This is a genomic window from Curtobacterium sp. DN_7.5 (assembly GCF_022655355.1).
In the GTDB taxonomy this organism is placed as follows: domain Bacteria; phylum Actinomycetota; class Actinomycetes; order Actinomycetales; family Microbacteriaceae; genus Curtobacterium; species Curtobacterium luteum.
Window position 1 is genome coordinate 1,944,320 of record NZ_CP093378.1, and the last position, 25,716, is coordinate 1,970,035.

The 25,716-nt window shown below is 72.8% G+C and carries 25 protein-coding genes; 1 reads left to right on the forward strand and 24 read right to left on the reverse strand.

Annotation, left to right across the window (positions count from 1 at the left end):
• Position 1: 1 nt before the first annotated feature.
• The 10 genes from MON03_RS09025 to fmt all read right to left on the reverse strand — a co-directional run bounded on the left by MON03_RS09025 (position 2) and on the right by fmt (position 8,535).
• Positions 2-241, reverse strand: coding sequence for an HGxxPAAW family protein (locus tag MON03_RS09025; protein ID WP_022903083.1), 240 nt, complete (start codon positions 239-241; stop codon positions 2-4).
• The gene (locus MON03_RS09030) at positions 228-1,049 is read right to left on the reverse strand and encodes a Trp biosynthesis-associated membrane protein (RefSeq protein WP_175329157.1); all 822 of its coding nucleotides are present in this window, start codon (positions 1,047-1,049) and stop codon (positions 228-230) included. The genes MON03_RS09025 and MON03_RS09030 overlap by 14 nt, the downstream gene beginning before the upstream one ends.
• Entirely contained in the window at positions 1,046-2,572 is a 1,527-nt protein-coding gene (locus MON03_RS09035; RefSeq protein ID WP_242088124.1) for an anthranilate synthase component I, read from the reverse strand. Before MON03_RS09035 ends, MON03_RS09030 begins: the two co-directional genes overlap by 4 nt.
• The gene (gene hisI / locus MON03_RS09040) at positions 2,569-2,952 is read right to left on the reverse strand and encodes a phosphoribosyl-AMP cyclohydrolase (protein WP_022903086.1); all 384 of its coding nucleotides are present in this window, start codon (positions 2,950-2,952) and stop codon (positions 2,569-2,571) included. The genes MON03_RS09035 and hisI overlap by 4 nt, the downstream gene beginning before the upstream one ends.
• A gap of 124 nt (positions 2,953-3,076) precedes the next feature.
• Positions 3,077-3,886 carry an imidazole glycerol phosphate synthase subunit HisF gene (gene hisF, locus MON03_RS09045; RefSeq protein WP_277927212.1) on the reverse strand — a complete coding sequence of 270 codons (810 nt, stop codon included), beginning with the start codon at positions 3,884-3,886 and terminating at the stop codon, positions 3,077-3,079.
• Positions 3,883-4,722 carry an ATP phosphoribosyltransferase gene (gene hisG / locus MON03_RS09050; RefSeq protein ID WP_022903088.1) on the reverse strand — a complete coding sequence of 280 codons (840 nt, stop codon included), beginning with the start codon at positions 4,720-4,722 and terminating at the stop codon, positions 3,883-3,885. The genes hisF and hisG overlap by 4 nt, the downstream gene beginning before the upstream one ends.
• 112 nt (positions 4,723-4,834) lie before the next feature.
• Entirely contained in the window at positions 4,835-5,098 is a 264-nt protein-coding gene (locus MON03_RS09055) for a phosphoribosyl-ATP diphosphatase (protein WP_058726551.1), read from the reverse strand.
• A 92-nt stretch (positions 5,099-5,190) separates the two neighbouring features.
• On the reverse strand, positions 5,191-5,850 hold the full coding sequence (gene rpe, locus MON03_RS09060) for a ribulose-phosphate 3-epimerase (protein ID WP_242088125.1): 660 nt from the start codon (positions 5,848-5,850) through the stop codon (positions 5,191-5,193).
• Positions 5,851-6,031: 181 nt separating this feature from the next.
• Positions 6,032-7,603 carry an RsmB/NOP family class I SAM-dependent RNA methyltransferase gene (locus MON03_RS09065; RefSeq protein WP_242088126.1) on the reverse strand — a complete coding sequence of 524 codons (1,572 nt, stop codon included), beginning with the start codon at positions 7,601-7,603 and terminating at the stop codon, positions 6,032-6,034.
• On the reverse strand, positions 7,600-8,535 hold the full coding sequence (gene fmt, locus MON03_RS09070) for a methionyl-tRNA formyltransferase (RefSeq protein ID WP_242088127.1): 936 nt from the start codon (positions 8,533-8,535) through the stop codon (positions 7,600-7,602). The genes MON03_RS09065 and fmt overlap by 4 nt, the downstream gene beginning before the upstream one ends.
• A 99-nt stretch (positions 8,536-8,634) precedes the next feature.
• On the opposite strand from fmt, the gene MON03_RS09075 reads away from it, so the two are divergent.
• Positions 8,635-9,090, forward strand: coding sequence for a DUF4383 domain-containing protein (locus MON03_RS09075; protein ID WP_022904568.1), 456 nt, complete (start codon positions 8,635-8,637; stop codon positions 9,088-9,090).
• A 77-nt stretch (positions 9,091-9,167) separates the two neighbouring features.
• On the opposite strand, the gene MON03_RS09080 is transcribed toward MON03_RS09075, so the two are convergent.
• The 14 genes from MON03_RS09080 to nusB all read right to left on the reverse strand — a co-directional run bounded on the left by MON03_RS09080 (position 9,168) and on the right by nusB (position 25,712).
• Complete coding sequence (locus MON03_RS09080) at positions 9,168-10,352, reverse strand: glycine C-acetyltransferase (protein WP_242088128.1); 1,185 nt, start codon at positions 10,350-10,352, stop codon at positions 9,168-9,170.
• On the reverse strand, positions 10,352-11,410 hold the full coding sequence (gene tdh / locus MON03_RS09085; RefSeq protein WP_242091446.1) for an L-threonine 3-dehydrogenase: 1,059 nt from the start codon (positions 11,408-11,410) through the stop codon (positions 10,352-10,354). The genes MON03_RS09080 and tdh overlap by 1 nt, the downstream gene beginning before the upstream one ends.
• A 395-nt stretch (positions 11,411-11,805) precedes the next feature.
• Positions 11,806-13,788 (reverse strand): primosomal protein N' family DNA-binding protein, encoded by a 1,983-nt coding sequence (locus MON03_RS09090; protein WP_242088129.1) that lies wholly within the window; start codon positions 13,786-13,788, stop codon positions 11,806-11,808.
• A gap of 8 nt (positions 13,789-13,796) precedes the next feature.
• Positions 13,797-15,011: a methionine adenosyltransferase gene (gene metK, locus MON03_RS09095; RefSeq protein WP_242088130.1), complete on the reverse strand. Its 1,215-nt coding sequence runs from the start codon at positions 15,009-15,011 to the stop codon at positions 13,797-13,799.
• Positions 15,012-15,016: 5 nt separating this feature from the next.
• Positions 15,017-15,280, reverse strand: coding sequence for a DNA-directed RNA polymerase subunit omega (rpoZ, locus tag MON03_RS09100; RefSeq protein WP_022906709.1), 264 nt, complete (start codon positions 15,278-15,280; stop codon positions 15,017-15,019).
• 53 nt (positions 15,281-15,333) lie between these two features.
• On the reverse strand, positions 15,334-16,254 hold the full coding sequence (gene gmk / locus MON03_RS09105) for a guanylate kinase (protein ID WP_175329149.1): 921 nt from the start codon (positions 16,252-16,254) through the stop codon (positions 15,334-15,336).
• Positions 16,251-17,123 (reverse strand): orotidine-5'-phosphate decarboxylase, encoded by an 873-nt coding sequence (pyrF, locus tag MON03_RS09110; RefSeq protein ID WP_242091447.1) that lies wholly within the window; start codon positions 17,121-17,123, stop codon positions 16,251-16,253. The genes gmk and pyrF overlap by 4 nt, the downstream gene beginning before the upstream one ends.
• 71 nt (positions 17,124-17,194) lie before the next feature.
• Complete coding sequence (carB, locus tag MON03_RS09115) at positions 17,195-20,473, reverse strand: carbamoyl-phosphate synthase large subunit (RefSeq protein ID WP_242088131.1); 3,279 nt, start codon at positions 20,471-20,473, stop codon at positions 17,195-17,197.
• Complete coding sequence (gene carA, locus MON03_RS09120; protein WP_242088132.1) at positions 20,473-21,672, reverse strand: glutamine-hydrolyzing carbamoyl-phosphate synthase small subunit; 1,200 nt, start codon at positions 21,670-21,672, stop codon at positions 20,473-20,475. Before carA ends, carB begins: the two co-directional genes overlap by 1 nt.
• On the reverse strand, positions 21,672-22,217 hold the full coding sequence (locus MON03_RS09125; protein WP_022902503.1) for a PH-like domain-containing protein: 546 nt from the start codon (positions 22,215-22,217) through the stop codon (positions 21,672-21,674). The genes carA and MON03_RS09125 overlap by 1 nt, the downstream gene beginning before the upstream one ends.
• Positions 22,214-23,569: a dihydroorotase gene (locus MON03_RS09130; RefSeq protein ID WP_242088133.1), complete on the reverse strand. Its 1,356-nt coding sequence runs from the start codon at positions 23,567-23,569 to the stop codon at positions 22,214-22,216. The genes MON03_RS09125 and MON03_RS09130 overlap by 4 nt, the downstream gene beginning before the upstream one ends.
• On the reverse strand, positions 23,566-24,561 hold the full coding sequence (locus tag MON03_RS09135; RefSeq protein ID WP_022902501.1) for an aspartate carbamoyltransferase catalytic subunit: 996 nt from the start codon (positions 24,559-24,561) through the stop codon (positions 23,566-23,568). Before MON03_RS09135 ends, MON03_RS09130 begins: the two co-directional genes overlap by 4 nt.
• Positions 24,558-25,178: a bifunctional pyr operon transcriptional regulator/uracil phosphoribosyltransferase PyrR gene (gene pyrR, locus MON03_RS09140; protein ID WP_242088134.1), complete on the reverse strand. Its 621-nt coding sequence runs from the start codon at positions 25,176-25,178 to the stop codon at positions 24,558-24,560. The genes MON03_RS09135 and pyrR overlap by 4 nt, the downstream gene beginning before the upstream one ends.
• Before the next feature lie 57 nt (positions 25,179-25,235).
• Positions 25,236-25,712: a transcription antitermination factor NusB gene (nusB, locus tag MON03_RS09145; protein ID WP_022902499.1), complete on the reverse strand. Its 477-nt coding sequence runs from the start codon at positions 25,710-25,712 to the stop codon at positions 25,236-25,238.
• Positions 25,713-25,716 lie beyond the last annotated feature (4 nt).

The window sequence follows — 25,716 nt, forward strand, 5'->3', positions numbered from 1 at the left end:
ACTACTCGCCGTGGTGCTTCGGGACGAACTTCGGGCCGTTGACGCCGTAGCCCGCCTTCGCCATGACGCCGCCGACGACGAGACCGATGACGACGACCGCGGCGGAGATCCACACGCCGATCGGCTGGTCGAACCAGAAGAAGAGCGTCCCAGCCGCGAAACCGATCAGCATGATGACGACGGCCGTCCAGGCTGCCGGCGAGTGGCCCTCGCCGAGTTCTGCGGGCTCAGTGTTGCTCACGGTGCTCCTCGTTCTGCTCCGGCGTCGTCGGTCGATCGCCGCCCTCCAACCCTACCGCGTCGACCGCCGCGGTCCGTGCTCGCTCGCCGTCGGCGGACGGCTCGGTCCGTGCTCGCTCGCCGTCGGCGGACGGCTCGGTCCGTGCTCGCTCGCCGCGGGCGGACGCCCCCGGGTCTCCGTCGGACGGGACCGGCGTCTGGTCGGCGTCGGTCGGGTCGGTGCCCGCCGAGAGGTCGTCCCAGTCGGTGATCGCGTCCCGCTGCACGGCGACCGCGCGGGCGTCGGCGGCGGCGCCGGCGGTCGCGGCGCCGTACTTCCGGCTCGGACCGGGCCAGGAACGCTGGACGAACAGGACCACGACGCCGAGCAGCACGGCCAGCACGCCGCCGACGATGCCCACCGCCGGCCAGGCTGTGACGTCGACCGAGGACACGACGCGCCGCACGCCGCCGAGGTCGCTCACCCCGGCGACCTCACCGATCGCGCCGCGGGCCGCAGCGACGGGGTCACGCAGGGCGGACACCCCGGTGACCACGACGGCGACGCCGAGCAGGACCTCGATGACGGCGAGCACCACACGCACCACCCGACCCGCGATCGTCATCGCGAGGAACAGCGCGAGGCTGGCGATCGCGAGGGCGGTGTACTGCGGGACCGACTTCGAGCCGTCCGCCGTGACCGTCGAGACGACCGCGGCACCCGCGCGGAGGTGGACCGTGAACCACGTCTGGGTCCACGACAGCATCACGATGCCCGCGACGACGAGCCCGGCGACGACGACGAGGGGACGGGACCGCCGGAGCGTCACGACAGCACCTCGCGCATCCGGTTCGCGGTCGCGACCGCACGGAGCGGAGCGGCGGCCTTGTTCACGGCCTCCTGGTGCTCCGTGGCGGGGTCCGAGTCCGCGACGAGTCCGGCGCCGGCCTGCACGCGGGCCACACCGTCCTGGATGAGGGCGGTCCGGATCGCGATCGCGAGGTCGGCGTCGCCCGCGAAGTCGAAGTACCCGACGACCCCCGCGTACGCACCACGCTTCGCCGGCTCGAGCTCGTCGATGATCTCCAGCGCGCGGGGCTTCGGCGCACCCGACAGTGTGCCGGCGGGGAACGTCGCACGGAACACGTCGATGGCCGAGGCGTCGGCACGGACCGCGCCCTCGACGCTCGACACGAGGTGCATGATGTGGCTGAAGCGCTCGACCGTCATGAACTCGGTGACCGCCACCGTGCCCGGCTCGCACACCTTCTGCAGGTCGTTGCGCGCGAGGTCGACGAGCATGAGGTGCTCGGCGCGCTCCTTCGGGTCCTCGAGCAGGTCCTCGCCGAGGCGGACGTCCTCCTCGGGGGTGGCGCCACGCGGACGCGAACCGGCGATCGGGTGCGTGATCGCCCGGCCCGCCTGCACCTTGACCAGGGCCTCCGGTGAGGCGCCGACGATCCAGAACGGCTCGTCGTGGACGTCGCGCAGCGCCAGGAAGTACATGTACGGGCTCGGGTTGAGCATGCGCAGCACCCGGTAGACGTCGAGCGGGTCGGCCGTGACGTCCTGGTCGAACCGCTGCGAGATGACGACCTGGAAGACGTCCCCGTCGCGGATGAAGTCCTTCGAACGCTCGACGGCCGCCATGTACTCGTCCGGGGTCGACCGGTGGGTCGGTGCCGGATCGGCGATGTCGAACGCCTCGGCGACGGTCGCGACGGTCGGCTGGACGAGGTCCGCCTGCATCCGGTCGAGCCGGGCCTGCGCGTCCGCCCACATGGTGTCCGCGTCGTCGACGCCGTCGTTGAGCACGCTCGCGACGAGCAGGACGAGCCCGGTGCGGTGGTCGAGTGCGGCGAGCTCGGAGACGAACGCGAGCGCCTGCCCGGGGACGTCGAAGTCCGCGGCGGGCACGTTCGGCAGGTGCTCGAGCTGCCGGACCGCTTCCCACCCGATGAACCCGACCGTGCCGCCGACGAGCGGCGGTGTACCGGGGACCCGCGGGGTGGCCCACCGCTCGTGCAGGCGCGCCAGCACGTCGAGCGGAGCGCCGTCGAGCGAGTCGACCGCACGCGACGCCGGGATGCCGGTGTCGATCCAGGCCGCGCGGTCGCCGTCCTGCGTGAGGACGCCGAAACTCCGCACACCGACGAACGACCAGCGCGACCACAGGCCGCCCTGACCGGCCGACTCGAGGAGGAACGAGCCGGGGCGACCGTCGGCGAGCTTCCGGTACACGCCGACCGGGGTCTCGCTGTCGGCGAAGAGCGCGCGGACCACGGGCACGACCCGGTGGTCGGCGAGGAGCCCGTCGAACTCGGCGCGCGCGGTCGTCGTGCTGGTGATCATCGGGTGGCCTCCGGGGCGGTCGCCGTGACGGGCGTGAGCGGATCGACGTCGAAGCACGCGTGTGCGCCGGTGTGGCAGGCCGCACCGACCTGCTGCACGGTCACCAGGAGGGTGTCGTCGTCGCAGTCGAGGGCTGCTGCGCGCACGTACTGTGCGTGGCCGGAGGTGTCGCCCTTGCGCCAGTACTCCTGCCGGGAGCGGGACCAGAAGGTCACCCGGCCCTCGGTCAGGGTGCGGCGGAGTGCCTCCCGGTCCATGTAGCCGAGCATGAGGACGTCCTTCGACGATTCCTCCTGCACGATGGCGGGGAGCAGGCCGTCCGCACCGAAGCGCACGCGGTCGAGGACCGCGTCGGTGCTGGCGTTGGTGCTGTCGGTCATGAGGCTCCTAGCCTACGGCGCGCGGTGCGCGCGGGACGGACGGGAGGCCCGGGGCGGCGCCGCCACGTGCCTCCAGGCCGGTGGTCGGGCACGTCGTGGGCCGCAGCCGGCCGGCAGGACCGGGTCAGCGGACGAGGTGGCCCGCGGCGCGGAGCGCCGACTTCACGTCGCCGATCGTCATCTCGCCGCGGTGGAAGACGCTCGCCGCGAGGACCGCGTCGGCGCCCGCGTCGACCGCCGGTGCGAAGTGGTCGAGGAGCCCTGCACCGCCCGAGGCGATGACCGGGACGGACGCGACCGCGCGGACCGCGGCGACCAGTTCGAGGTCGAACCCGTTCTTCGTGCCGTCGGCGTCGATCGAGTTGACCAGGAGTTCCCCGGCGCCGCGCTCGACGGCCTCGTGCGCCCAGCGGATCGCGTCGAGGTCGGACTCGGTGCGTCCGCCGTGAGTCGTGACGACGAACCCGGACGGCATGCGGTCGGAGCGCTTCACGTCGAGCGAGAGGACGACCGCCTGCGCGCCGAACCGGTCGGCGATCTCGCCGACGAGCTCGGGCCGTGCGATCGCGGCGCTGTTCACGCCGATCTTGTCCGCGCCGCACTGCTGCAGCCGGGCCACGTCGTCGACGCTGCGGACGCCACCGCCGACCGTGAGCGGGATGAAGACCTGCTCGGCCGTGCGGGTCACGGTGTCGTACATCGTCGCGCGGTTCTCGACCGTCGCACCGACGTCGAGGAAGGTGAGTTCGTCCGCGCCCTGTTCGTAGTAGCGCGCCGCGAGCTCGACCGGGTCCCCGGCGTCCTGGAGGTCCAGGAAGTTCACGCCCTTGACCACGCGCCCGCCCTGCACGTCGAGGCAGGGGATGACCCGGACCGCGACGCCGCCCTCGCGTGCGGGCGAGCCGGACGCGTCCTCGGGCACCGGGGCGGTCACAGTCGAGCCGCGTGGATCGAGCTGACCAGGATCGCCCGCGCGCCGAGCTCGTACAGCGAGTCCATGATCTGGTTCATGTCCGACCGCGGGATCATCACGCGGACCGCCGACCAGTCGCGGCCGTGGAGCGGCGAGACCGTCGGCGACTCCATGCCCGAGGCGATCGCGGTGGCGTCCGGCACGAGCGCCGTCGGGATGTCGTAGTCGAGCATCACGTAGCCGCGCGCCACGAGCACGCCGTGCAGCCGACGACGGAGGACGTCGATACCCGCGCGGTCCTCGTCCGTGGCGATGAGCACGGCGGTGGACTCGAGGATCACCGGGCCGAAGATCTCGAGCCCGGCCTGCCGGAGCGTGCTGCCCGTCGAGACGACGTCGGCGACCGCGTCCGCGACCCCGAGCCGGACAGCGCTCTCGACCGCGCCGTCGAGCTTCACGAGCGTCGCGGTGACACCGTGGCCGGCGAGGAAGTCGCCGACGAGGCCGGGGTAGCTCGTCGCCACGCGCACGCCCTCGAGGTCCTGCAGCGCGGAGAACCGCCCCGGCGTGCCCGCGAACCGGAAGGTCGAGCCCGCGAAGTCGAGCGCGTCGACCTCGTGCGCCTCGGACCCGGAGTCGAGCAGGAGGTCACGGCCGGTGATGCCGACGTCGAGGGCACCCGAGCCGACGTAGGTCGCGATGTCGCGCGGGCGGAGGAAGAAGAACTCGACCCCGTTCCGCTCGTCGATCAGGTGCAGCGCCTTCGGGTCACGGCGACCGGCGTACCCGGCCTCCTTGAGCATCTCGGAGGCGGTCTCGGACAGCGAGCCCTTGTTGGGCACGGCGATGCGGAGCATCAGGGGTCTGCTTTCTGGTGGAGGTGTCGGGCGGTCCGTCGGGGTGCGCTGGGCGCCGCTGGGCGCTGGGCGCCGCCGGGCGCTGGTGCGCCGCTGGGCGCTGGTGCGCTCCCTACAGATGTCGCCAGACGTCCGCCGGGGTGAGCCCCTTCGCGACCATGAGCACCTGGAGGTGGTAGATCAGCTGCGAGATCTCCTCCGAGGTGCGCTCGTCGCCCTCGTACTCGGCCGCCATCCAGACCTCGGCGGCCTCTTCCACGATCTTCTTGCCGATCTGGTGCACGCCGGCGTCCAGTTCGGCGACGGTGCCGGAGCCCTCGGGGCGCGTGCGCGCCTTCTCGGTCAGCTCCGCGAACAGGTCGTCGAACGTCTTCACGCGGTCCAGGCTACCGTCCCGAGCGGGTGCACCGGCCACACCGTCCGGACGGGAGGCGCGGCTCGGGTCCGCCACGTCCGTCACGGCTCCCGTCATGCTCGCGCCGCCGTGGCTGCCGCGCGCAGGTCCGCGATGCGCTGGGCCGGCTCGCCGCCGTACACCGCCGAGCCTGCGACGAGGGTGTCGGCGCCGCTCCGCACGGCCTCGGGCACGGTGTCCACCGCGATGCCACCGTCGACCTCGAGCCAGACGTCGAGGCCGGACGCGTCGACCGCCGCGCGGGCGTCGGCGAGCTTGGGCATCACCTCGGGCATGAAGGACTGCCCGCCGAACCCCGGCTCGACGGTCATGAGCAGGATCATGTCGTAGGCGTCGAGGTGGTGCAGCACCTGCGTGATCGGCGTCCCCGGCTTCACGGCGACGGCGGCACGGGCCCCGTTCGACCGGATCGCGGCGGCGGTGGCCACCGGGTCGGTCGCGGCCTCGAAGTGGAACGTCACGCTCGACGCGCCCGTCTCGGCGTACTTCGGTGCCTGCGTGTCGGCGTCGGTGATCATCAGGTGCACGTCGAGGGGCACCGGGGAGACCTCCTGCAGGCGCTGCACGATCGGGAGCCCGAGCGTGAGGTTCGGCACGAAGTGGTTGTCCATCACGTCGACGTGCACCAGGTCGGCGGTCTCGATGCGGTGGAGCTCGCGCTCGAGGTTCGCGAAGTCGGCGGACAGGATGCTCGGCGAGATGCGGATCGTCACCCGGCAAGCCTACCGGCGGTGCCAGTGGTGCCCCGAGACTCGGTTCCGGTTCCGCAAGACTCGGTCTCAGCGACGGTTCTCGGGTGCGGCGGCACGAGAACCGTCGCTCAGCCCGAGACTCAGCATCGCAGCCGCGCCGCCCGCTCAGCCCGAGACTCAGCATCGCAGCCGCGCCGCCCGCTCAGCCCACGCGGCGGAACAGCGCGACGAACATGGCGTCGGTGCCGATCCGGTGCGGCCACAGCTGGGCGACCGGTCCGTCCGCCACCTGCGGGTCCCGCACGGCCACCGACCGGACGACCCCGGCGGTGTCGAGCTGCTCGAGCACACCGGGGTGGCGTTCGAGCACGGCGTCGACCTGCCCGCGCGTCTCCGCGAGGTGCGGTGAGCACGTGACGTACGCCAGGGTCCCGCCGGGCGCGAGGACGCGGACGGCCGCGTCGAGCAGCTCCGACTGCAGCTCGGCGAGCTCCGGCACGTCCTCGGGCTGCTTGCGCCACCGCGCCTCCGGTCGACGCCGGAGCGCCCCGAGCCCGGTGCAGGGTGCGTCGAGCAGGACGCGGTCGTACTGCACGCCTGCACCGTCCCGACCGAAGCGTCGCCCGTCACCCTCGACGACGGTCACCACGTCGCCGAAGCCCGCGAGGGCCTTCCGCACGAGACCGACCCGCGCGGGGACGAGTTCGTTCGCGACGAGGTGCGCACCGCCGACGGCAGCCTCCGCCGCGAGCAGCGCTGCCTTGCCCCCGGGGCCGGCGCACATGTCCAGCCACCGCTCGCCCGGTCGGACGTCGGACGACCTGCTGAGGGCGAGGGCAGCGAGCTGCGAGCCCTCGTCCTGCACGCGGAGCCGCCCGGCGGCGACACCCGGCACGCGGGCGGGATCGCCGGACACCCCGCGGATGCCGGTGGGCGAGACCGGTGAGAGGTCCGCCTCGGACCGGACGGGAGGCACGGCGCCGGTCGCCCGGTCGTCCTCCGACGGGTCGTCGGTCCGGTCCACCGCGTCGCTGACGTCCTGCCCGTCGGTGTCGGCGTCCGCCCTGTGCACGGGCGCGGCGTCGGCGTCTGCCGGGTCAGCCGGGTCGTCGGCCGCCGTGGTGGCGGTGGCGATGTCGTCGTCCGTCGCGAGTCCGGGGAGCGCCGCGAGCTGCACGCGCGGTGCGACGTTGTCGGCCGCGAGCAGCGCTGCGAGCTCGTCCCGGGACCGCTCGGCGGCGAGGGCGTCCCGCAGCGCCGACACGACCCACGTCGGGTGCGACCACCGCGTCGCCAGGAGCGCGTCGCCGCCGCGGCCCTCGGTGATCGCCGCGTCCCACTCGGCGTCGGTCCGCGCGGCGACCTTGCGCAGCACGGCGTTGACGAAGCCCGTGGCCCGGCGGGCGCCGACCTCACGAGCGAGCTCGACGGTGGCGGACACGGCGGCGTGTGTCGGGGTGCGCATGCCGAGCAGTTGGTGGGTACCGAGACGCATGACGTCGAGGACGTCCGCCTCGATGTTCTCGACCCGGCGACCGGACGCGATGCCCACGATCACGTCGTACCGACCGAGCATCCGGATCGACCCGTAGGTCAGCTCGGTCGCGAACGCCGCGTCGCGTGCGGAGAGCCCCGCGCGACGGATGCGTGACGGGAGCAGGAGGTTGGCGTACGCGTCGTCGACCTGCACGGCGCGGAGCACGTCGAACGCGACGCGCCGGGCCGACGTCGGCCGGGCTCCACGGGCCCGCTGCCCGTTCACCGGGGCGCTCACGCGAGGACCTTCCCGTCCAGCGGGCCGAGCCCACGGGCCCACGCAGCGGCGTCCATCGCCTTCTTGCCCGCCGGCTGCACCTCGGTGAGCACGAGCGGGACGTCCGCCGTCCCGACCAGCAGCTGACCGTCGACCAGGCCGAGCGCGCCGGGCGCGAGGTGCGGGGCGGAGGAGGCCGTGCCTCCCGGCCGGACGGCGCTGCGGAGCAGCTTCACGCGGGTCTCGCCGAGGTGGGCGAACGCGCCGGGCTCGGGCGTGACGCCGCGGATGCGGGCGTGGACGCGGGCTGCGGGCTCGTCGAAGCGGACGTGCGCGTCGTCGATGGTGGGCTTCGGGGCGAGGGTGACGTCGCCGGTCTGCTCGGTGGCGACGGCGGTCCCGGCGGCGAGGTCGTCGACCACCCGGGCCACGACCTCCGCACCGGTCTCGGCCATCGCGGCGAGGACGTCGCCGCTCGTCGCGTCCGGGTCGATCGTGAACGGCTCGGACGCGTACACGGGGCCGGCGTCGAGGGCCTCGACCAGCTGGAACACCGTCGCGGCGGTCTCGGTGTCGCCCGCCATCACCGCACGCTGGACGGGTGCGGCGCCGCGGTACGCCGGCAGGGCGGAGAAGTGCAGGTTCACCCAGCCGAGCCTCGGGGTGTCGAGGGCGGGACGGCGGAGCAGTGCGCCGTAGGCGACGATCACGCCGAGGTCCGGCTCGAGCGCGGCGATCTGCGCGGTCACGGTCTCGTCGACCCGGGACGCCTCGATGACCGGCAGTCCGAGCTCGGCGGCGACCTGCGCCACCGGGGTCGGCGTCAGGACCCGCTTGCGACCCTGTGGCGTGGCGGGACGGGTGAGGACCGCGACGATCTCGTGGTCGGACGCCGCGAGTCGGCGGAGGGTGGGGACGGCCGCAGCGGGGCTGCCGGCGACGACGAGACGCATGGGGTCCATCGTCCCACGTGCGCGGCACTGGGCGGCACGGCGGGCCCCGGGTGCGTACGGTCGGCAGCACGACACCGTTCGCCGCACCAGGGAGGCACCATGTCCGACGTCACCACGTCCACCGACCGCTACGCCGGGTCCAGCATCCAGAAGATCGCCCTCGTCGTCGGGATCGTGTTCCTGCTCGTCGGGATCGCCGGGTTCGTCCCGGGGCTCACGACGGGCGACCTCGCCGGGGCGGGACACGGTTCGATGGCGATGTTGCTCGGGATCTTCCAGGTGTCCGTCCTGCACAACATCGTGCACCTGTTGTTCGGTGTCGTCGGGCTGCTCGCGGCGCGCTACCCGACCGGCTCCCGCATGTACCTCGTCATCGGCGGGGTCGTCTACTTCGTCCTGTGGGTCTACGGGCTGTTCACCGCCGGCACGATGTCGGGCGCGAACTTCGTGCCGCTGAACTGGGCGGACAACTGGCTGCACCTCGTGCTCGCGGTCGGCATGGTCCTGCTCGGCGTCGTCTTCCCGCGGGAGCGCCGGCGTCCGGTCAGCCCCTGACGGGCGCCGAGCGCACCGAGCACCACGCACGACGGCCCCGGGAGCGCAGCGCTCCCGGGGCCGTCACACGACCGGCGTCAGTCGTCCCCGACCGACGCGCGCGCTTCCACGAAGGCATCGACGCACCGCCGCACCTGCTCCTCGGTGTGCGCCGCCGACAGCTGCACCCGGATCCGCGCCTTCCCCTTCGGCACCACCGGGTAGCTGAACGCCGTCACGTACACCCCGCGCGCCTGCATCTCGTCGGCGATCCGCGCCGTCCGCACCGCGTCGTGGAACATCACGGGCACGATCGGGTGCTCCCCCGGCAGCAGCTCGAAGCCGGCGTCCTCCATCAGGGTCCGGAACTCCCGCGCGTTCGAGGCCAGCCGCGCCCGCGCATCGTCGGAGCGTTCGATGAGGTCGAGCGCCGCGACCGTGCCCGCGGCGATGACCGGCGCGAGGGAGTTCGAGAACAGGTACGGCCGCGACCGCTGCCGGAGCAGGTCGACGACCTCACGGCGGGACGACACGTAGCCCCCGGACGCACCGCCGAGCGCCTTGCCGAACGTACCCGTGTACACGTCGACCCGGTCGGCGACGCCGCAGAACTCCGGGGTCCCGCGCCCGTGCTCCCCGACGAAGCCGACCGCGTGCGAGTCGTCGACGATGACGAGCGCGTCGTACCGCTCGGCGAGGTCGCAGATCTCGGCGAGCGGCGCGATCGACCCGTCCATCGAGAACACGCCGTCGGTGACCACGGCGCGGAAGCGGGCCGACGAGGCGGCGGCGAGCTGCGCCTCCAGGTCGGCGGTGTCGCGGTTCCGGTACCGGAACCGCTGCGCCTTGGACAGCCGGATCCCGTCGATGATCGAGGCGTGGTTCAGCTCGTCCGAGATGATCGCGTCCTCCGGGCCGAGCAGCACCTCGAACAGCCCGCCGTTCGCGTCGAAGCACGACGAGTACAGGATCGTCGCCTCGGTGCCGAGGAACGCCGACACCCGGCGCTCGAGGTCGAGGTGCAGGTCCTGCGTCCCGCAGATGAACCGCACGCTCGCCATGCCGTAGCCCCAGCGGTCGAGGGCGTCCTTCGCTGCGTCGACGAGGTCCGGCGAGTCCGCGAGCCCGAGGTAGTTGTTCGCACAGAAGTTCAGCAGATCGGCGCCGTCCGCCTCGATCGCCGCCCGCTGCGGTCCGGCGATCCCCCGTTCCCGCTTCGTCAGCCCCGCCGCCTCGATGCCCGCGAGCTCCCCCGCCAGGTGGTCCTTGATCGCGCCGTACATCAGTGCTCCGTCCAGTCGATGACGACCTTGCCGCCGTCCGCGCTCGCCGCCGCGGCGAACGCCTCCTCCCAGTCACGCGCCGCGTACCGCGCCGACACGATCGAGCCGATGCGGTCCCGCAGCACCGCACTCGTCTGCAACATCGAGCTCATCGCCTGCCACGTCTCGAACATCTCGCGGCCGTAGATGCCCTTCACCGTGAGCATGTGCGTGACGACCTTGCCCCAGTCGACGGCGATCGGGCCGCTCGGCAGTCCGAGCATCGCGATCCGGCCGCCGTGGTTCATGTTCTCGACCACCGCCGGCAGCGCGGTCGGCGCGCCGGACATCTCGAACCCGACGTCGAACCCCTCGCGCATGCCGAGCCGCTCCTGTGCCGCGCGGATGGCCGCGGCGCCACCACCGTCACCGCGCACGTCCACACCGAGGTCCGCACCCATCGCCTCGGCCATCCGGAGCCGGTTCGGGCTCACGTCGGTGCCGACCACGAACCGGGCGCCCGCGTGGCGTGCGACCGCGATCGCCATGAGCCCGATCGGCCCGCACCCGGCGACCACGACGTCCTCGCCGACGAGCGGGAACGCGAGCGCCGTGTGCACCGCGTTGCCGAGCGGGTCGAACAGGGCGCCGACCGCGGGTTCCACCGGGCCGTGGTGCACCCACACGTTCGTGCCCGGCAGGGTCAGGTACTCCGCGAACGCGCCGTCGCGCTGGACGCCGAGGCCCTTCGTCCGGATGCACATCTGCCGCCGACCCGCGCGGCAGTTCCGGCAGGTCCCGCACACGATGTGGCCCTCGCCCGAGACCCGGTCGCCCACGGCGACGTCGCGGACGGCGGCGCCGACCTCGACCACCTCGCCGAAGAACTCGTGGCCGGGGACGAGCGGCGTCGTCACCGCCGACGCCGCCCAGTCGTCCCACCGCTGGATGTGCAGGTCGGTCCCGCAGATCCCGGTCCGGAGGACGCGGATGAGGACCTCGTCCTCCGCGGGTTCCGGCACGGGCCGGTCGGTCATGGTCAGTCCCGGACCGGCGTCCGGCTTGTAGAGCGCCCGCATCGGCGTCACCTCGTCACTTCGTCGTGCGTGTGATGTGTCCATCGGTGGTTCGTGGCCACCGTCGACCAGCCTCCCACAGGTCGGCCCGCGTGCGTCGCGGCTCCGGTCCGGTGTCGGCCTGGAGGCGCGGCTCGTCCCCGCCCCGCCGGTCGCGTGGGTGGGTGGTCGGCCGGGGTGGAGTCGGGCGGGGCGGGGTGATCGGCCGGGCGCCGGTCGTGGCGCGTGCAAACGACGACGGCGCGGCTGTCGCACGACGACGACGGCGTCGTTCGGCAGCGACGGACGCCGGCGCCGGTCGTTGCGCGTGCAAGGAGCGACGACGCCGCTGTCCCACGACGACGACGCGGTCGTTCGGCAGCGGCGGCGCGATCGCCTCGGAACCCTGGCCGCCCGGGTCAGACCTCGGTGAAGGGCTCCGCGTCGTCGAGTCGCACGCGCAGGCTCGGCGCCGCACGGCGACGGTTGCCGCCGGGGAGCACCCGCCGGGCCGACGAGCGCCGGATCACCTCGGCCTTCAGCGTCGCGGCGACCTCGGCCCCGTGCGCGTACGGGAACCGCACGATCGCCCGCACCGTCCCCGGGACCGCATCGCCCTCGACCGGCACCGGACCGAGCACGGGCCCGGCGGTCGCGTCCCCGAGCGCCTCGACCGCCGCCGTCACCGCCTCGTCCGTCCCGGTGAGCGTCGCGACGCGGACCGCGGGCGGGAAGTGCAGCTCGCGCCGGTCGGTGAGCTCGTCGTGCGCGGGGACGTCGAGGCGCCAGGTGGCCATCGCGGTGGCCAGCCGACCGCCGATGCCGACGAGGTAGACCTCGGCGCCGGGCGCACCCTTCGCGGCGGCGTTCGTCCAGAAGCGCAGGACATCCTCCTGCACGCGGAGCCCCTCCCGGGCGAGGAGACGCTCCCCGTCGAGGAGGAGCACGCACGCGTACCCGCCGGGTACGCTCGGCTCAGCGCCCCGGGTGGCGACGACGACGGCAGGACGCGCCGGGACCTCGTCGAGCGGTCGGGAGCCGTCCGCGACGACGATGCGCGTCCCCGGGAACGCCCGACCGAGTTCGTCGGCGGTGCGTTGTGCGCCCTGGCCGACGGGCTTGAGCTTGCCGCCGCCGCACGTCGGGCAGCGGAACCCGACCGCGAGGGCCCCGCAGAACCGGCACTGCGGCGTCGCGTTCCGGTGCGGCGTGCCGAGCGGACCACCGCACACCCGGCAGTGGGCCCGCTCGCCGCAGTCCGCGCACACCAGCCCCGTGCCGAAACCCGGGTTCGCGACCTGGACGAGCACGGGACCGTGCTGGCTCGCCTCGCGGGCCGCGCGCCACGCGGTGCTCGGGATGCGGGCCTGCGCGGCGAACCCCTCGGCGCTCGCCTGCTGCGCCGTCGGGATCACCTTCGGAGTGGGCACCCGGTACGGCGCGACCTCCTGCAGCCAGTGCAGCTCGACGAGCCGCTGCACGTCGGTGGAGCGGGCGTGTGCGAGGAGGAGCAGCGCGGCCCCCGACTGCGCCGTCCGGACCAGGGCGACGTCGCGGGTGTGCACGTACGGCGCCCGGGGCTCGACGAACGAGGCGTCCCCGTCGTCCCACATCGCGATGAGTCCGAGCTCGGTCGCCGGTGCGAAGACGGCCGTCCGGTTGCCGATCGCGACCACGGCGTGCGTCCGGGCCTGCAGCAGCGCCTTCGCCCGCTGCCCGTTCGTCTGCTTCGCGTCGAACCGGACGACCCGCTCCGTCGGCAGCACGGCGAGCAGGGCCCGTTCGAGGTCGGCGACGTCGCGGAAGTCCGGGACGGCGAGCACCGCGGACTGCTCCCGCGCCACGACGTGGGACGCGGCCTGGGCGAGGGTCGCGGCCCACCCCGGCACCCAGACGGGCTCCTCGGCGGAGCCGAGGTCGACGGGGTGGGGGACGGCGTCGACCGCAGCGCGACCGTGGTCGGCGAGGAGTGCCTCCAGGACGCCGTCGGCGTAGCCGGTGACGGGGACGGGCTCGACCGACGGCGGCGACCACGCGGTGTCGCGCGCCAGCCAGGCCTTCTCGGCCCGGACCTGCCGCGTCGGCACGGCGAGCCGGAGCACGTCCGAGGCGACACCTGCGGCACGGTCGGCGACGGCGCGCGCGAGGGTCCAGATCTCGGGCGCCAGGACGGGCGCGGGCGAGAGGACCTCCTCGACCTGGCTGAGCTCGCCGGGCCAGTCCCCCTCCGACGCGACCTCGACGACGTACGCGTCGGACATCCGCGCCCCGGTGCGGAGCGGCACCTTCACGCGCACCCCGGGCACGCAGTCGTCCTCGAGCTCGCTCGGCACCCGGTAGTCGAACAGACGGTCCAACTGCGGGAGCGGCGAGTCGAGGACGACGCGCGCGACGGTGGTCACACCCGGGCCTAGACGGCGGCGGTGACGAGTCCTGCTGCGGCGCGGAGCTCCTCGACGCGGTCGAGGCGCTCCCAGGTGAAGCCCGGGAGTTCACGACCGAAGTGGCCGTACGTCGCCGTGGTGGCGTAGCGCGGCTTGAGCAGGTCGAGGTCGCGGATGATCGCGGCCGGGCGCAGGTCGAACACCTGCAGGATCGCGGCCTCGATGGTGGCGTCGTCGACGTGGCCGGTGCCGAAGGACTCGACGTACAGGCCGACCGGCTTCGCGCGGCCGATCGCGTACGCGACCTGGACCTCGAGGCGGTCGGCGAGTCCGGCGGCGACGGCGTTCTTCGCGACCCAGCGGAGCGCGTAGGCGGCCGAGCGGTCGACCTTCGACGGGTCCTTGCCCGAGAACGCACCACCGCCGTGCCGGGAGGCACCGCCGTAGGTGTCCACGATGACCTTGCGACCGGTGAGTCCGGCGTCGCCCTGCGGGCCGCCGATCTCGAAGCGACCGGTCGGGTTCACGATGACGTCGACGTGGGACGAGTCGAGGTCGACCAGGTCGAGCACCGGGCGGATCACGTGCTCGGTGACGTCGGCCGTGAGCTGCTCGAGCGTGACGCTCGGAGCGTGCTGGGTCGAGAGCACGACGGTCTCGACGGTCTTCGGCACGACGCCGTCGTAGCCGACCGTGACCTGGGTCTTGCCGTCCGGACGGAGGTAGGGCAGCTCGCCGGACTTCCGGACCGCGGCGAGGCGCTCGGCCAGACGGTGGGCCAGCCAGATGGCGACCGGCATGTACTCGGGCGTCTCGTTCGTCGCGAAGCCGAACATGATGCCCTGGTCGCCGGCCCCCTGACGGTCGAGCGGGTCGACGCCCGCGCCGGACCGGCTGTCGAGCGACTCGTCGACGCCCTGGGCGATGTCGGGCGACTGCGCGCCGATCGACACCTCGACGCCGCAGGTGTGGCCGTCGAAGGAGACCTCCGACGAGTTGTACCCGATGCCCGTGATCACGTCGCGGACCAGCTTCGGGATCTCCACGTAGCCGGAGGTCGTCACCTCGCCGGCGACGTGCACGAGACCGGTGGTGACCATGGTCTCCACGGCGACGCGCGCGTGCGGGTCGACCTCGAGCAGTGCGTCGAGGATGGTGTCCGAGATCTGGTCGCAGATCTTGTCGGGGTGCCCCTCGGTCACCGACTCGGACGTGAAGAGGCGCAGGTTGCTCGTCGTCACCGCGGTCAGTCGGTGGGCTGCTGCTGCTTGGTGACCGTCAGCTTGTCCTCGTTGATCTCGTGGAGCGCGACGGAGAGCGGCTTGTCGTCGATCGTGGAGTCGACGAGCGGACCGACGTTGTCGAAGAGCGAGCCCTCGTGCAGGTCGGCGTAGTAGTCGTTGATCTGGCGGGCACGCTTGGACGCGAAGATCACGAGCGCGTACTTCGACTCGACCTTGGCGAGCAGGTCGTCGATGGGCGGGTCGATGATGCCCTGGGGGTTGGCCATGGTGTCTCCTGTCAACGTTCGTGTCGCGCCCGGTGGGCACAGCGCGGCCCCGGCTAGGGCGCAGTGAACAAGTCTACGACTTCGTGTGCCGCGGTGCTGACATCGGAGTTCACGATCTTCACGTCGAACTCGTCCTGCGCGGCGAGCTCCACCTTCGCCGTCTCGAGTCGACGCGCCTGCTCCTCGGGCGACTCGGTGCCGCGACCGATGAGCCGCCGGACCAGTTCCTCCCAGGTCGGCGGCAGCAGGAAGACGAGCACGGCCTCCGGCATGGCGTCCTTCACCTGGCGGGCACCCTGCAGGTCGATCTCGAGCATCACCCGATCGCCGGCGTCGAGCGCGCGGTCGATCGGCGGCCGAGGTGTGCCGTAGCGGTAGGAGTTGTGCACGGTCGCCCACTCGAGCAGTTCACGGTCGCGGATCATCCGGTCGAACTCGGCGTCGTCGACGAAGTAGTAGTGCACCCCGTCGACCTCGCCCGGGCGGGGCTTCCGTGTGGTGGCGGAGACGCTGAGGTTCACGTCCGGGAAGTGCTCGCGGATGTACGCGCTGACCGTGCCCTTGCCGACCGCGGTCGGGCCTGCGAGCACGACGAGCTTCGACGCGGTGCGCTTCCCGCCGCGGGCGGCGAGCCACTCGGCCAGGGCGTCCCGCTGCCGGACCCCGAGTCCGCCGAGGCGCTTGGACGAGGCGATGCGCAGCGTCCGCATGACGGCGTCGGCTCGCGCCGGACCGATGTTCTGCAGGGAGGTCAGCAGATCGCGGACCCGGAGGGACTTCTCTGCCGGGGCGCCCTCGTCGGACCAGGCGGCACGGCATACCTCGAGCGGTGTCCGCTCCCCCGCGACGACGGCAGCCTTGACCGCTGCCCGGGCGCGCCGGGCCGCGACCGCTGCCTGCGCGGCGGCGACACGGTCGACCTCCGGCGGGTTCCGGTGCGCCGGGAGCGCCTCGCGGTCGTTCCCGTCCGTCACGCGGCGGCCCCGAGTGCGGCGGCGATGCGGTCCGCGCGGTCCGCGACGAGCGCGGCGACCCCGTCCGGCCCGTCGACGAGCAGGCCGCGCGACTCGTTCACGAGCACCTGCTCGGCCCGGGAGCCGTAGAGCGAGCGGAGGTCCTCGATGCGGGCCCCCTGCGCGCCGAAGCCCGGCGCAAGCACCGGCGCGCTGCCGATGTCGTCGCCGGAGATGCCGAAGTCGCCGAGGTCGAGGGTCGCGCCGAGCACGAGCCCGACGTCGCCGAGGGGCGCATCGCCCGCGTTCCGGTTGTCGTCTGCCACGTCCTCGACGATACCGGCAGCCACGGTCCGGCCCGCACGCGGCCCCTCGGCGAGCACGGCCGTCTGCAGCACGCGCGCCTCGGGGTTGCTCGTCGCAGCGAGCACGAAGACACCCGCGCCGTTCGCCCGGGCCGTGTCGATCGTGCCGCGCAGCGAGCCGTACCCGAGGTACGGCGACACCGTCATGGCGTCCGCCCGGAACGGCCCGTCGCGGTCGATCCAGGCTTCCGCGTAGTCGTCACCGGTGCTGCCGATGTCGCCCCGCTTCACGTCGGCGACGACCAGGAGGCCCGCATCGCGCGCCCGACGGAGCGTCGCGTCGAGCGCGCGGAAGCCCGCCACCCCGGCGGCCTCGAAGAACGCGATCTGCGGCTTGACCACGGCGGCGCGGCCGGCGGCCGCGTCGACCAGGGTCGCGCCGAACGCGGTGAGGCCCTCCTCGTCGCGGCCGAGCCCCCACGCCGCCAGGGTGGCGGCGTGGGGGTCGATGCCGACGCACAGCGCCGAACGCGACGCCATGGCGGACGCGAGCCGGACGCCGAAGGAGGCCGCGCCTCCCCCCATCGGCACGGCCGACCGACCGCTGGCGCGTCGGTCCGGGACCGGCGGCGTGGACCCAGGCTGTGCCACCGCGCTCACCAGGTGGCGCGCTCGAGCGCGTAGTCCTGCAGGCTGCGGACCGTGTGCTCGGTGCCGATCGTCTCGATCGCGGCGACCGCCGCGCCGAGCTGGGCGATCGTCGTGAAGAGCGGCTTGTCCGCGGCGACCGTGGCCGCACGGATCTCGTAGCCGTCCGCACGACCAGCCGCGCCGGACGGGGTGTTGATGACGATGTCGACCTCGCCGCGGGCGAGCAGGTCGACGACGCTCTCCCCGCCCTCGCTGTACTTCCCGACCAGCGTGACCTCGATGCCGTTGCGGCGGAGGACCTCGGCGGTGCCCTCGGTCGCGGTGATCGTGAAGCCGAGCTGCTGCAGACGGTGGATCGGCAGGACGACCTGCCGCTTGTCGGTGTCGGCGACGCTCACGAAGACCGTGCCGCTCGTCGGCAGTCCGCCGTACGCCGCGTCCTGCGACTTGAGGAACGCCCGCGGGAAGTCACGGTCGATGCCCATGACCTCGCCGGTGGAGCGCATCTCGGGGCTGAGCACCGAGTCGACGACCTGCCCGTCGTGGGTGCGGAAGCGGCGGAAGGGCAGCACGGCCTCCTTCACGGCGACCGGCGCCTGCGCGGGCACCGACGAGCCGTCCCGCTCGGGCAGCAGGCCCTCGGCGACGAGCGCGTCGATCGAGGTCCCGGTCATGACGCGGCTCGCGGCCTTCGCCAGCGGGATGCCGAGCGCCTTCGAGACGAAGGGCACCGTGCGGCTGGCACGGGGGTTCGCCTCGAGGACGTAGAGCACGCCGGCGCCGATCGCGAACTGGACGTTCAGCAGGCCCTGCACGCCGATGCCGCGGGCGATCCGCTCGGTGGCCTCGACCACGCCGCGGATCTCCGCCTTGCCGAGTCCGACCGGGGGCAGGGTGCACGCGGAGTCGCCGGAGTGGATGCCGGCCTCCTCGATGTGCTCCATGATCCCCCCGACGTAGAGCCGCTCGCCGTCGAAGAGGGCGTCCACGTCGATCTCCACCGCGTCGTCGAGGAAGCGGTCGACCAGCAGCGGCAGCTCCGGACCGATGATCGCCTGGTCGGCCATCCGGTCGAAGTAGTCCGCGAGGGCGGCCGGGTCGTACACGATCTCCATGCCGCGCCCGCCGAGCACGAAGGACGGGCGGACGAGGACCGGGTAGCCGATCTCCTCCGCCACCGCGGTCGCGCTCGCGAGGTCGTGGGCCGTGCCGTTGCGCGGTGCGAGGAGCCCGGCTTCGTCGAGGATCGCGGAGAACTGCCCGCGCTCCTCGGCGGAGTCGATCGCGGACGGCGAGGTACCGAGGATCGGGATGCCCGCGGCCTCGAGCGGCTTCGCGAGCCCGAGGGCGGTCTGCCCGCCGAGCTGCACGACCACGCCGACGAGCTCGCCGGACGCCGCTTCGGCCGCGATGACCTCGAGGACGTCCTCGGTGGTGAGCGGCTCGAAGTACAGGCGGTCCGAGGTGTCGTAGTCGGTCGAGACCGTCTCGGGGTTGCAGTTGATCATGATCGTCTCGAACCCGGCGTCGCTCAGCGCGAAGGACGCGTGCACGCAGGAGTAGTCGAACTCGACGCCCTGGCCGATGCGGTTCGGGCCGGAGCCGAGGATGACGACCTTCTTGCGGTCGCTCGCGGCGACCTCGGTCTCGGCGTCGTACGACGAGTAGTGGTACGGCGTGAGGGCCGGGAACTCACCGGCGCAGGTGTCGACCGTCTTGAAGACCGGCCGGATGCCGAAGCCGTGGCGGGCGTCGCGCGCCTGCTGCTCGGAGATCCCACGCAACGATGCGATCTGCGCGTCCGAGAACCCGTGCTCCTTGGCCCAGCGCAGGGTGTCCGCGTCCAGGGTCTCGGCGGCGGCGACCTCGGACGCGACCTCGTTGATGAGCACGATCTGGTCGATGAACCACGGGTCGATCTTCGTGGCCTCGAACACCTCGGCCGCGGTGGCGCCGGCGACGAGCGCCTGCTGCACGGTGACGATGCGCCCGTCGGTCGGGATCGCCGACTTCGCGAGCAGGGCGTCCTTGTCGAGTTCCGCCGCCGGGGTGTCCCAGTGGAACGACGATCCGCGCTTCTCGAGCGAGCGGAGCGACTTCTGCAGGGCGGTGGCGTAGTTGCGGCCGATCGCCATCGCCTCGCCGACGCTCTTCATCGTCGTGGTCAGGGTGGCGTCCGCCGCGGGGAACTTCTCGAACGCGAACCGCGGGGTCTTCACGACCACGTAGTCGAGCGTCGGCTCGAAGCTCGCCGGCGTGACCCGGGTGATGTCGTTCTCGATCTCGTCGAGGCGGTACCCGATGGCGAGCTTCGCGGCGATCTTCGCGATCGGGAAGCCGGTGGCCTTCGACGCGAGCGCCGACGAACGGGAGACGCGGGGGTTCATCTCGATGACGATGACGCGGCCGTTCGACGGGTCGACGGCGAACTGGATGTTGCAGCCACCGGTGTCGACACCGACACGACGGATGATGTCGATGCCGATGTTCCGCATGTTCTGGTACTCGCGGTCGGTCAGCGTCAGCGCGGGCGCGACGGTGATCGAGTCGCCGGTGTGGACGCCGACCGGGTCGACGTTCTCGATCGAGCAGATGACGACCGTGTTGTCGAAGTTGTCGCGCATCAGCTCGAGCTCGTACTCCTTCCAGCCGAGGATCGACTCCTCGAGGAGCACCTCGGTGGTCGGGCTGGACTGGAGGCCGTCACCCACGAAGCGGACGAGCTCCTCCTCGTTGTACGCGAACCCCGAGCCGAGGCCGCCCATCGTGAAGGACGGCCGGACGACGAGCGGGTAGCCGAGGTCCTGCGCGTACTCCTTGGCTTCCTCGAGCGTGTGCGCGATGTGGCTCCGGGCGACGTCGGCGCCGGACTCGAGCACGAGCTCCTTGAAGAGCTGGCGGTCCTCACCGCGCTGGATCGCGTCGACCTTGGCGCCGATGAGCTCGACGCCGTACTTGTCGAGGATGCCCTCGGCGTCGAGCTTGATGGCCGCGTTGAGCGCTGTCTGGCCGCCGAGGGTCGGCAGGACCGCGTCGGGCTGCTCGACCTTGATGATCTCCTCGAGCGACGCGCTCGTGATCGGCTCGATGTAGGTCGCGTCGGCGAAGTCCGGGTCGGTCATGATCGTCGCCGGGTTCGGGTTGACGAGGATGACGCGGACGCCCTCGGCTCGGAGGACGCGGCACGCCTGGGTGCCGGAGTAGTCGAACTCGGCGGCCTGCCCGATGACGATCGGACCGGAGCCGATGACGAGGACGGAGTTGATGTCTGCGCGCTTCGGCATCAGTTGGCTTCCTTGGTGACGTCGGCTGCGGGGGTCGTGGCGTCGGCGGTCGCCGCGTCGAGCGGCTTCCCCTCGCGACGGGCTCGGACCAGGTCCCCGAACCGGTCGAACAGGTACATGGAGTCGTGCGGGCCGGCCGCGGCCTCGGGGTGGTACTGCACGCTGAACGCGGGCACGTCGAGCGCACGGAGACCCTCGACCACGTTGTCGTTGAGCGAGTAGTGCGACACCTCGACGCGACCGAACCCGGCCGGCGACTCGAGGACCTCGCCGAGGGGTGCGTCGACCGCGAAGCCGTGGTTCTGGCTCGTGATCTCGACCTTGCCCGTGGTGGTGTCGAGCACCGGCTGGTTGATGCCGCGGTGTCCGAAGGGCAGCTTGTAGGTGCCGAAGCCGAGCGCACGCCCGAGCAGCTGGTTGCCGAAGCAGATGCCGAAGAACGGTCGCCCCGTCTTCAGCGACTCCTGCAGCAGCGACACCTGCGCGTCGCTCGCCGCCGGGTCACCGGGTCCGTTCGAGTAGAAGAGCGCGTCGGGGTCCAGCGCTTCGAGCGCTTCGGCCGTGATGTCCTGCGGCACGACGTGCACCTCGAAGCCGCGCTCGGCGAGGTAGCGCGTGGTCGAGGCCTTCACGCCGAGGTCGAGCACGGCCAGTCGGCCGATCTGCTCGCCGACCGCCGGGACGACGTAGGTCTCCGGCGTCGACACGACGGCAGAGAAACTGGCCCCGGCCATGGTGGCCTGTGCCCGCACCGCGTCCAGCTGCGACTCGGCGGACAGCTCCGCATCGGGTCCGCTGAACACGCCGCCCTTCATGGCACCGGCGTCACGGATCCGGCGGGTGAGCGCGCGGGTGTCGACGCCCGAGATGCCGACGATGCCGTCCCGCACCAGGTGGTCGTCGAGCGTGGCGTTCGCCCGGTGGTTCGAGACGATGCGGCTGGGGTCACGCACCACGTAGCCGGCGACCCAGATGCGACGGGACTCCGGGTCCTCGTCGTTGACGCCCGTGTTGCCGATGTGCGGCGCGGTCTGCACCACGATCTGCCCGGCGTAGGACGGGTCGGTCAGCGTCTCCTGGTAGCCCGTCATCCCGGTCGCGAAGACCACTTCACCCAGGGTTCGGCCTCGGGCGCCGTACGCCCGTCCCTCGTAGCGGGTGCCGTCCTCGAGGACCAGTACGGCCCGTTCGCGTGTCATCAGTTCGTCCCTTCGCCCGCGGTGTGCGGGTGCTCGTGCTTCGTCGTCAGTCCCTGCAGGGCGGCGAGTGCTGCTGCAGCGTCGCCCTCCAGGAACCGGAAGTAGGTGTCGAGGTCCGTCGCACCTGCGGCGCCGGTCGCCGTCCATCGCAGACGGACCAGTCCCCCGGGTTCGACGACCCGGTCGATGGCCCAGGTCGCGCGGTCGGCGCCGCGGAGGGCGTCGGCAGCGACCCAGCGGTCGGCTGCTCCGGCGTGGTGCAGGACCACGCCGCGCTCGTGGACGGTCACGCCGCCGCGGCTGCGGAAGCCCAGGCCGCCCGCCGTGATCCGCTCCAGCGGCTGGTCGGCGCGGGTCGTCGCGACGGTGAACCCGTCCCACGACCCGGCCTGCGGACCCGGGTCCGCGGGCACCGGCACGGGAGGCACGGCTGCGGCCTGCGCGCGGGTCCGGCTCCGCCAGGTGCGCGCCATGGCGACGAAGAGCAGCGCCACCAGGAGGAGGATGACCCCACCCGTGAGCCACCGGGCCGCGTCGCCGCTCACCGTGCCGCCGCCCGGACGCCTGCGGCGTGCGCCGCTACGGTCCCGGCATCGACGACCGCGCCGTCGAGGACGGTCGGGAAGCCGTGGTGGAAGGTCGCGACGACCCGACCGGGCAGGCGCATGCCGAGGTACGGCGAGTTCTGTGACTGGCCGGCGAGGTCGGCGACCGAGAAGTCGCGCACCGCGCTCGGGTCGTACAGCGTGACCTCGGCCGGCGCTCCCTCGGCGATGCGCTGGCCGTGGCCCTCGACCCGTCCGATGCGTGCCGGGGCCTCGGACAGCACCCGCGCGACGTCGGCCCAGCCGAGCTGCCCGCTCTCGACCACGGCTGCCTGCACGATGCTGAGCGCGGACTCGAGGCCGACCATGCCGTTCGCGGCGGCAGGCCACTCGCAGCACTTCGCCTCCGAGGTGTGCGGCGCGTGGTCGGTCGCAACGATGTCGATCGTGCCGTCCGCCAGGGCTGCCCGGAGGGCGTCGACGTCCTCGCGGGCGCGGAGCGGTGGGTTCACCTTGTAGCGGGCGTCGTACCCGGGCGCGCCGTCGACCCCGGCGATGAGGTCCTCGGTGAGGACGAGGTGGTGCGGCGTCACCTCGGCGGTGACGTCGATGCCGCGGGACTTCGCCCAGCGGATGACCTCGACGCTGCCGGCGGTCGACACGTGGCAGACGTGGAGCCGCGCGCCGACGTGGTCGGCGAGGAGCACGTCCCGGGCGATGATCGCCTCTTCGGCCACTGCCGGCCAGCCCGCGAGCCCGAGCTCCGACGACAGCCGTCCCTCGTTCATCTGGGCGCCGATGGTCAGGCGCGGCTCCTGGGCGTGCTGCGCGATGACGCCGCCGAAGCCCTTGACGTACTCGAGGGCACGGCGCATGAGCAGCGGGTCGGCGACGCACGAGCCGTCGTCCGAGAACACCCGGACCCGCGCGCGGCTCGTCGCCATCGCGCCGATCTCCGACAGGTGCGTGCCCTGGAGGCCCTGCGACACCGCGCCGATCGGCCGGACCGTGACGTAGCCGGCGTCGTCGCCGAGCGCCTGGACCTGCTCGACGACCCCGGCGGTGTCCGCGACCGGGTTCGAGTTGGCCATCGCGTTCACGGCGGTGAAGCCGCCGGCGGCCGCGGCGCGGGACCCGGTGAGGACGGTCTCGGCCTCCTCGCCGCCGGGCTCGCGGAGGTGGGTGTGGAGGTCGACGAGGCCGGGCAGCGCGACGAGACCGTCCGCGTCCACGACCGTCGCGCCGGCCGCGTCGAGACCGGACCCGACCGCGGTGACGTGGCGTCCCTCCAGACGGATGTCGGCACGCGTGCCGTCGACCAGCTGCGCGCCGCGGATGAGGTGGGCGGTCATGCGACGGGCTCCTTCGTGGGTGCTGCGGCCGGCTGCGCGACCGAGGTCGCCGGAGCCGATCCGGTGAGGGCCAGGTAGAGGACGGCCATGCGGACGCTGACGCCGTTCGCGACCTGCTCGACGACGGTCGAGCGGGGGTCGTCGGCCGCGACGCCGGCGATCTCGAGGCCGCGGTTCATCGGCCCCGGGTGCATGATCAGCGTCCGCTCGGACAGCCCCGCCGCGCGGGCGGCGGTCAGGCCGAAGTGCCGGGTGTACTCGCGCTCGTTCGGGAAGAACGCGTCGTGCATGCGCTCCTGCTGGATGCGCAGGAGCATCACGACGTCCGGGTCCTCCGCCAGGGCGACGTCGAGGTCGTGGTGGACCGCGGCGCCGAACGGACGGTCGACCGCGGGCAGCAGGGTCGGCGGGGCGACGAAGGTCACCTCGGCCCCGAGCGTCGCGAGCAGCCAGGCGTTGCTCCGCGCCACGCGGCTGTGCAGGACGTCGCCGACGATCGCGACCCGGACCCCGTCGAGGCCCTTCCCGCGGCTCGCGGCACCGTGCAGCCGGCGGCGCATGGTGAAGGCGTCGAGCAGCGCCTGGGTGGGGTGCTCGTGCGTGCCGTCCCCGGCGTTCACGACCGGGACGTCGATCCAGTCCGCGTCCGCGAGCACGCGCGGCGCGCCCGAGGCACCGTGCCGCATCACGATGCCGTCGATGCCCATGGCCCCGAGCGTCTGGACGGTGTCCTTGAGCGACTCGCCCTTGGAGACGCTCGAGCCCTTCGCGGCGAAGTTGATGACGTCGGCGGAGAGGCGCTTGGCGGCGGCCTCGAACGAGATGCGGGTCCGGGTGGAGTCCTCGAAGAAGAGGTTCACGACCGTCTTGCCGCGGAGGGCCGGGAGCCGCTTCACTTCGCGGGTGTTCACCTCGGCCATCTCCTCGGCGACGTCGAGGATACCGATCGCGTCGGCCCGCGAGAGGTCGGCGGTGGAGAGCAGGTGCTTCACGAGGTCACCCCCGTGCGATGCGCGGCGGGCTGCTGCGCGGCGGGCTGCTGCGCGGCGGGCTGCTGCGGCTCGATCTGCTCGATGACGACCTCGTCGCGGCCGTCGGTCTCGGTCAGCCGCAGCGTCACGCGCTCGTCGGAGGCCGTCGGGAGGTTCTTGCCGACGTGGTCCGCCCGGATCGGCAGCTCGCGGTGCCCGCGGTCGACGAGGACGGCGAGCCGCACCGCCCGCGGACGGCCGATCCCCTGCAGGGCGTCGAGCGCCGCGCGCACGGTGCGGCCGGAGTACAGCACGTCGTCGACGAGCACGACGACCTTGCCGTCGATGCCGCTCGTCGGGATCGTCGTGCGGTGCGGCGCGCGACCGATGCCGTGCCCGAGGTCGTCCCGGTGCATCGTCACGTCGAGGGTTCCGAGCCGCTGCTCGCGGTCGGCCGCCCACTCGGGCTCGATGTCGGACAGGATCACCGCGAGGCGCTCCGCCAGGACGGCACCCCGCGTCGGGATGCCCAGGAGCACGAGGTCCGAGGCGCCGTGGTTGGCCTCGAGGATCTCGTGCGCGATGCGTGTCAGAGCACGCGTGATGTCGGTGTTCTGCAGGACCGTTCTGGTGCCCACGCCGACCTCCTTCCCCGCCTCACCGGACGGACTTAAAGGACGCTGACGTGGTCAACCCTACCGGGACTCCCGGTCTCCTGCGACCGTCCGACCGGACGGTGCGTCGTGCTGCTTCGCACCGGGGGCCCGGCCGCCCGCGACGGCGCCGAGGACGCCGTTCACGAAGCCGGCGGACTCCTCGGTGGACAGCGACTGCGCGAGCTCAACCGCCTCGGCGATCGCGACCGCGTCGGGGACCTCGCTGTTGAACCGGAGCTCCCAGACGCCCATCCGGAGGATGCACCGGTCGAGCACGGGCATCCGCGCGATGGACCAGCCCTGGGCGTGGTCGACGATCACGGAGTCGATCTCGTGCCGTGCCTCGTCGACGCCCGTGACGATCTGGCGGGCGTAGTCCCAGCTCGAGGCGCGCTCGGGCTGGTCGAGGTGCCGGACGGTCTCCGTGGCGAGGACGTCAGCGATCGGCAGGTCGCGGACCTCTGCCACGTACAGCATGTCGAGGGCGCGCTTGCGGGCCTTCGAACGAGCACTCATAGGA

Bases quoted from the DNA above. Each gene is read 5' to 3' on its own strand.
- hisI (WP_022903086.1), bottom strand. From the start codon at position 2,952: ATGACCGACAGCACCAACGCCAGCACCGACGCGGTCCTCGACCGCGTG.
- fmt (WP_242088127.1), bottom strand. From the start codon at position 8,535: ATGCGTCTCGTCGTCGCCGGCAGCCCCGCTGCGGCCGTCCCCACCCTC.
- MON03_RS09035 (WP_242088124.1), bottom strand. From the start codon at position 2,572: ATGATCACCAGCACGACGACCGCGCGCGCCGAGTTCGACGGGCTCCTC.
- hisG (WP_022903088.1), bottom strand. From the start codon at position 4,722: ATGCTCCGCATCGCCGTGCCCAACAAGGGCTCGCTGTCCGAGACCGCC.
- carB (WP_242088131.1), bottom strand. From the start codon at position 20,473: ATGCCGAAGCGCGCAGACATCAACTCCGTCCTCGTCATCGGCTCCGGT.
- MON03_RS09075 (WP_022904568.1), top strand. From the start codon at position 8,635: ATGTCCGACGTCACCACGTCCACCGACCGCTACGCCGGGTCCAGCATC.
- carA (WP_242088132.1), bottom strand. From the start codon at position 21,672: ATGACACGCGAACGGGCCGTACTGGTCCTCGAGGACGGCACCCGCTAC.
- rpoZ (WP_022906709.1), bottom strand. From the start codon at position 15,280: ATGGCCAACCCCCAGGGCATCATCGACCCGCCCATCGACGACCTGCTC.
- nusB (WP_022902499.1), bottom strand. From the start codon at position 25,712: ATGAGTGCTCGTTCGAAGGCCCGCAAGCGCGCCCTCGACATGCTGTAC.
- MON03_RS09130 (WP_242088133.1), bottom strand. From the start codon at position 23,569: ATGACCGCCCACCTCATCCGCGGCGCGCAGCTGGTCGACGGCACGCGT.
- MON03_RS09080 (WP_242088128.1), bottom strand. From the start codon at position 10,352: ATGTACGGCGCGATCAAGGACCACCTGGCGGGGGAGCTCGCGGGCATC.
- tdh (WP_242091446.1), bottom strand. From the start codon at position 11,410: ATGCGGGCGCTCTACAAGCCGGACGCCGGTCCGGGACTGACCATGACC.
- pyrF (WP_242091447.1), bottom strand. From the start codon at position 17,123: ATGGGGGGAGGCGCGGCCTCCTTCGGCGTCCGGCTCGCGTCCGCCATG.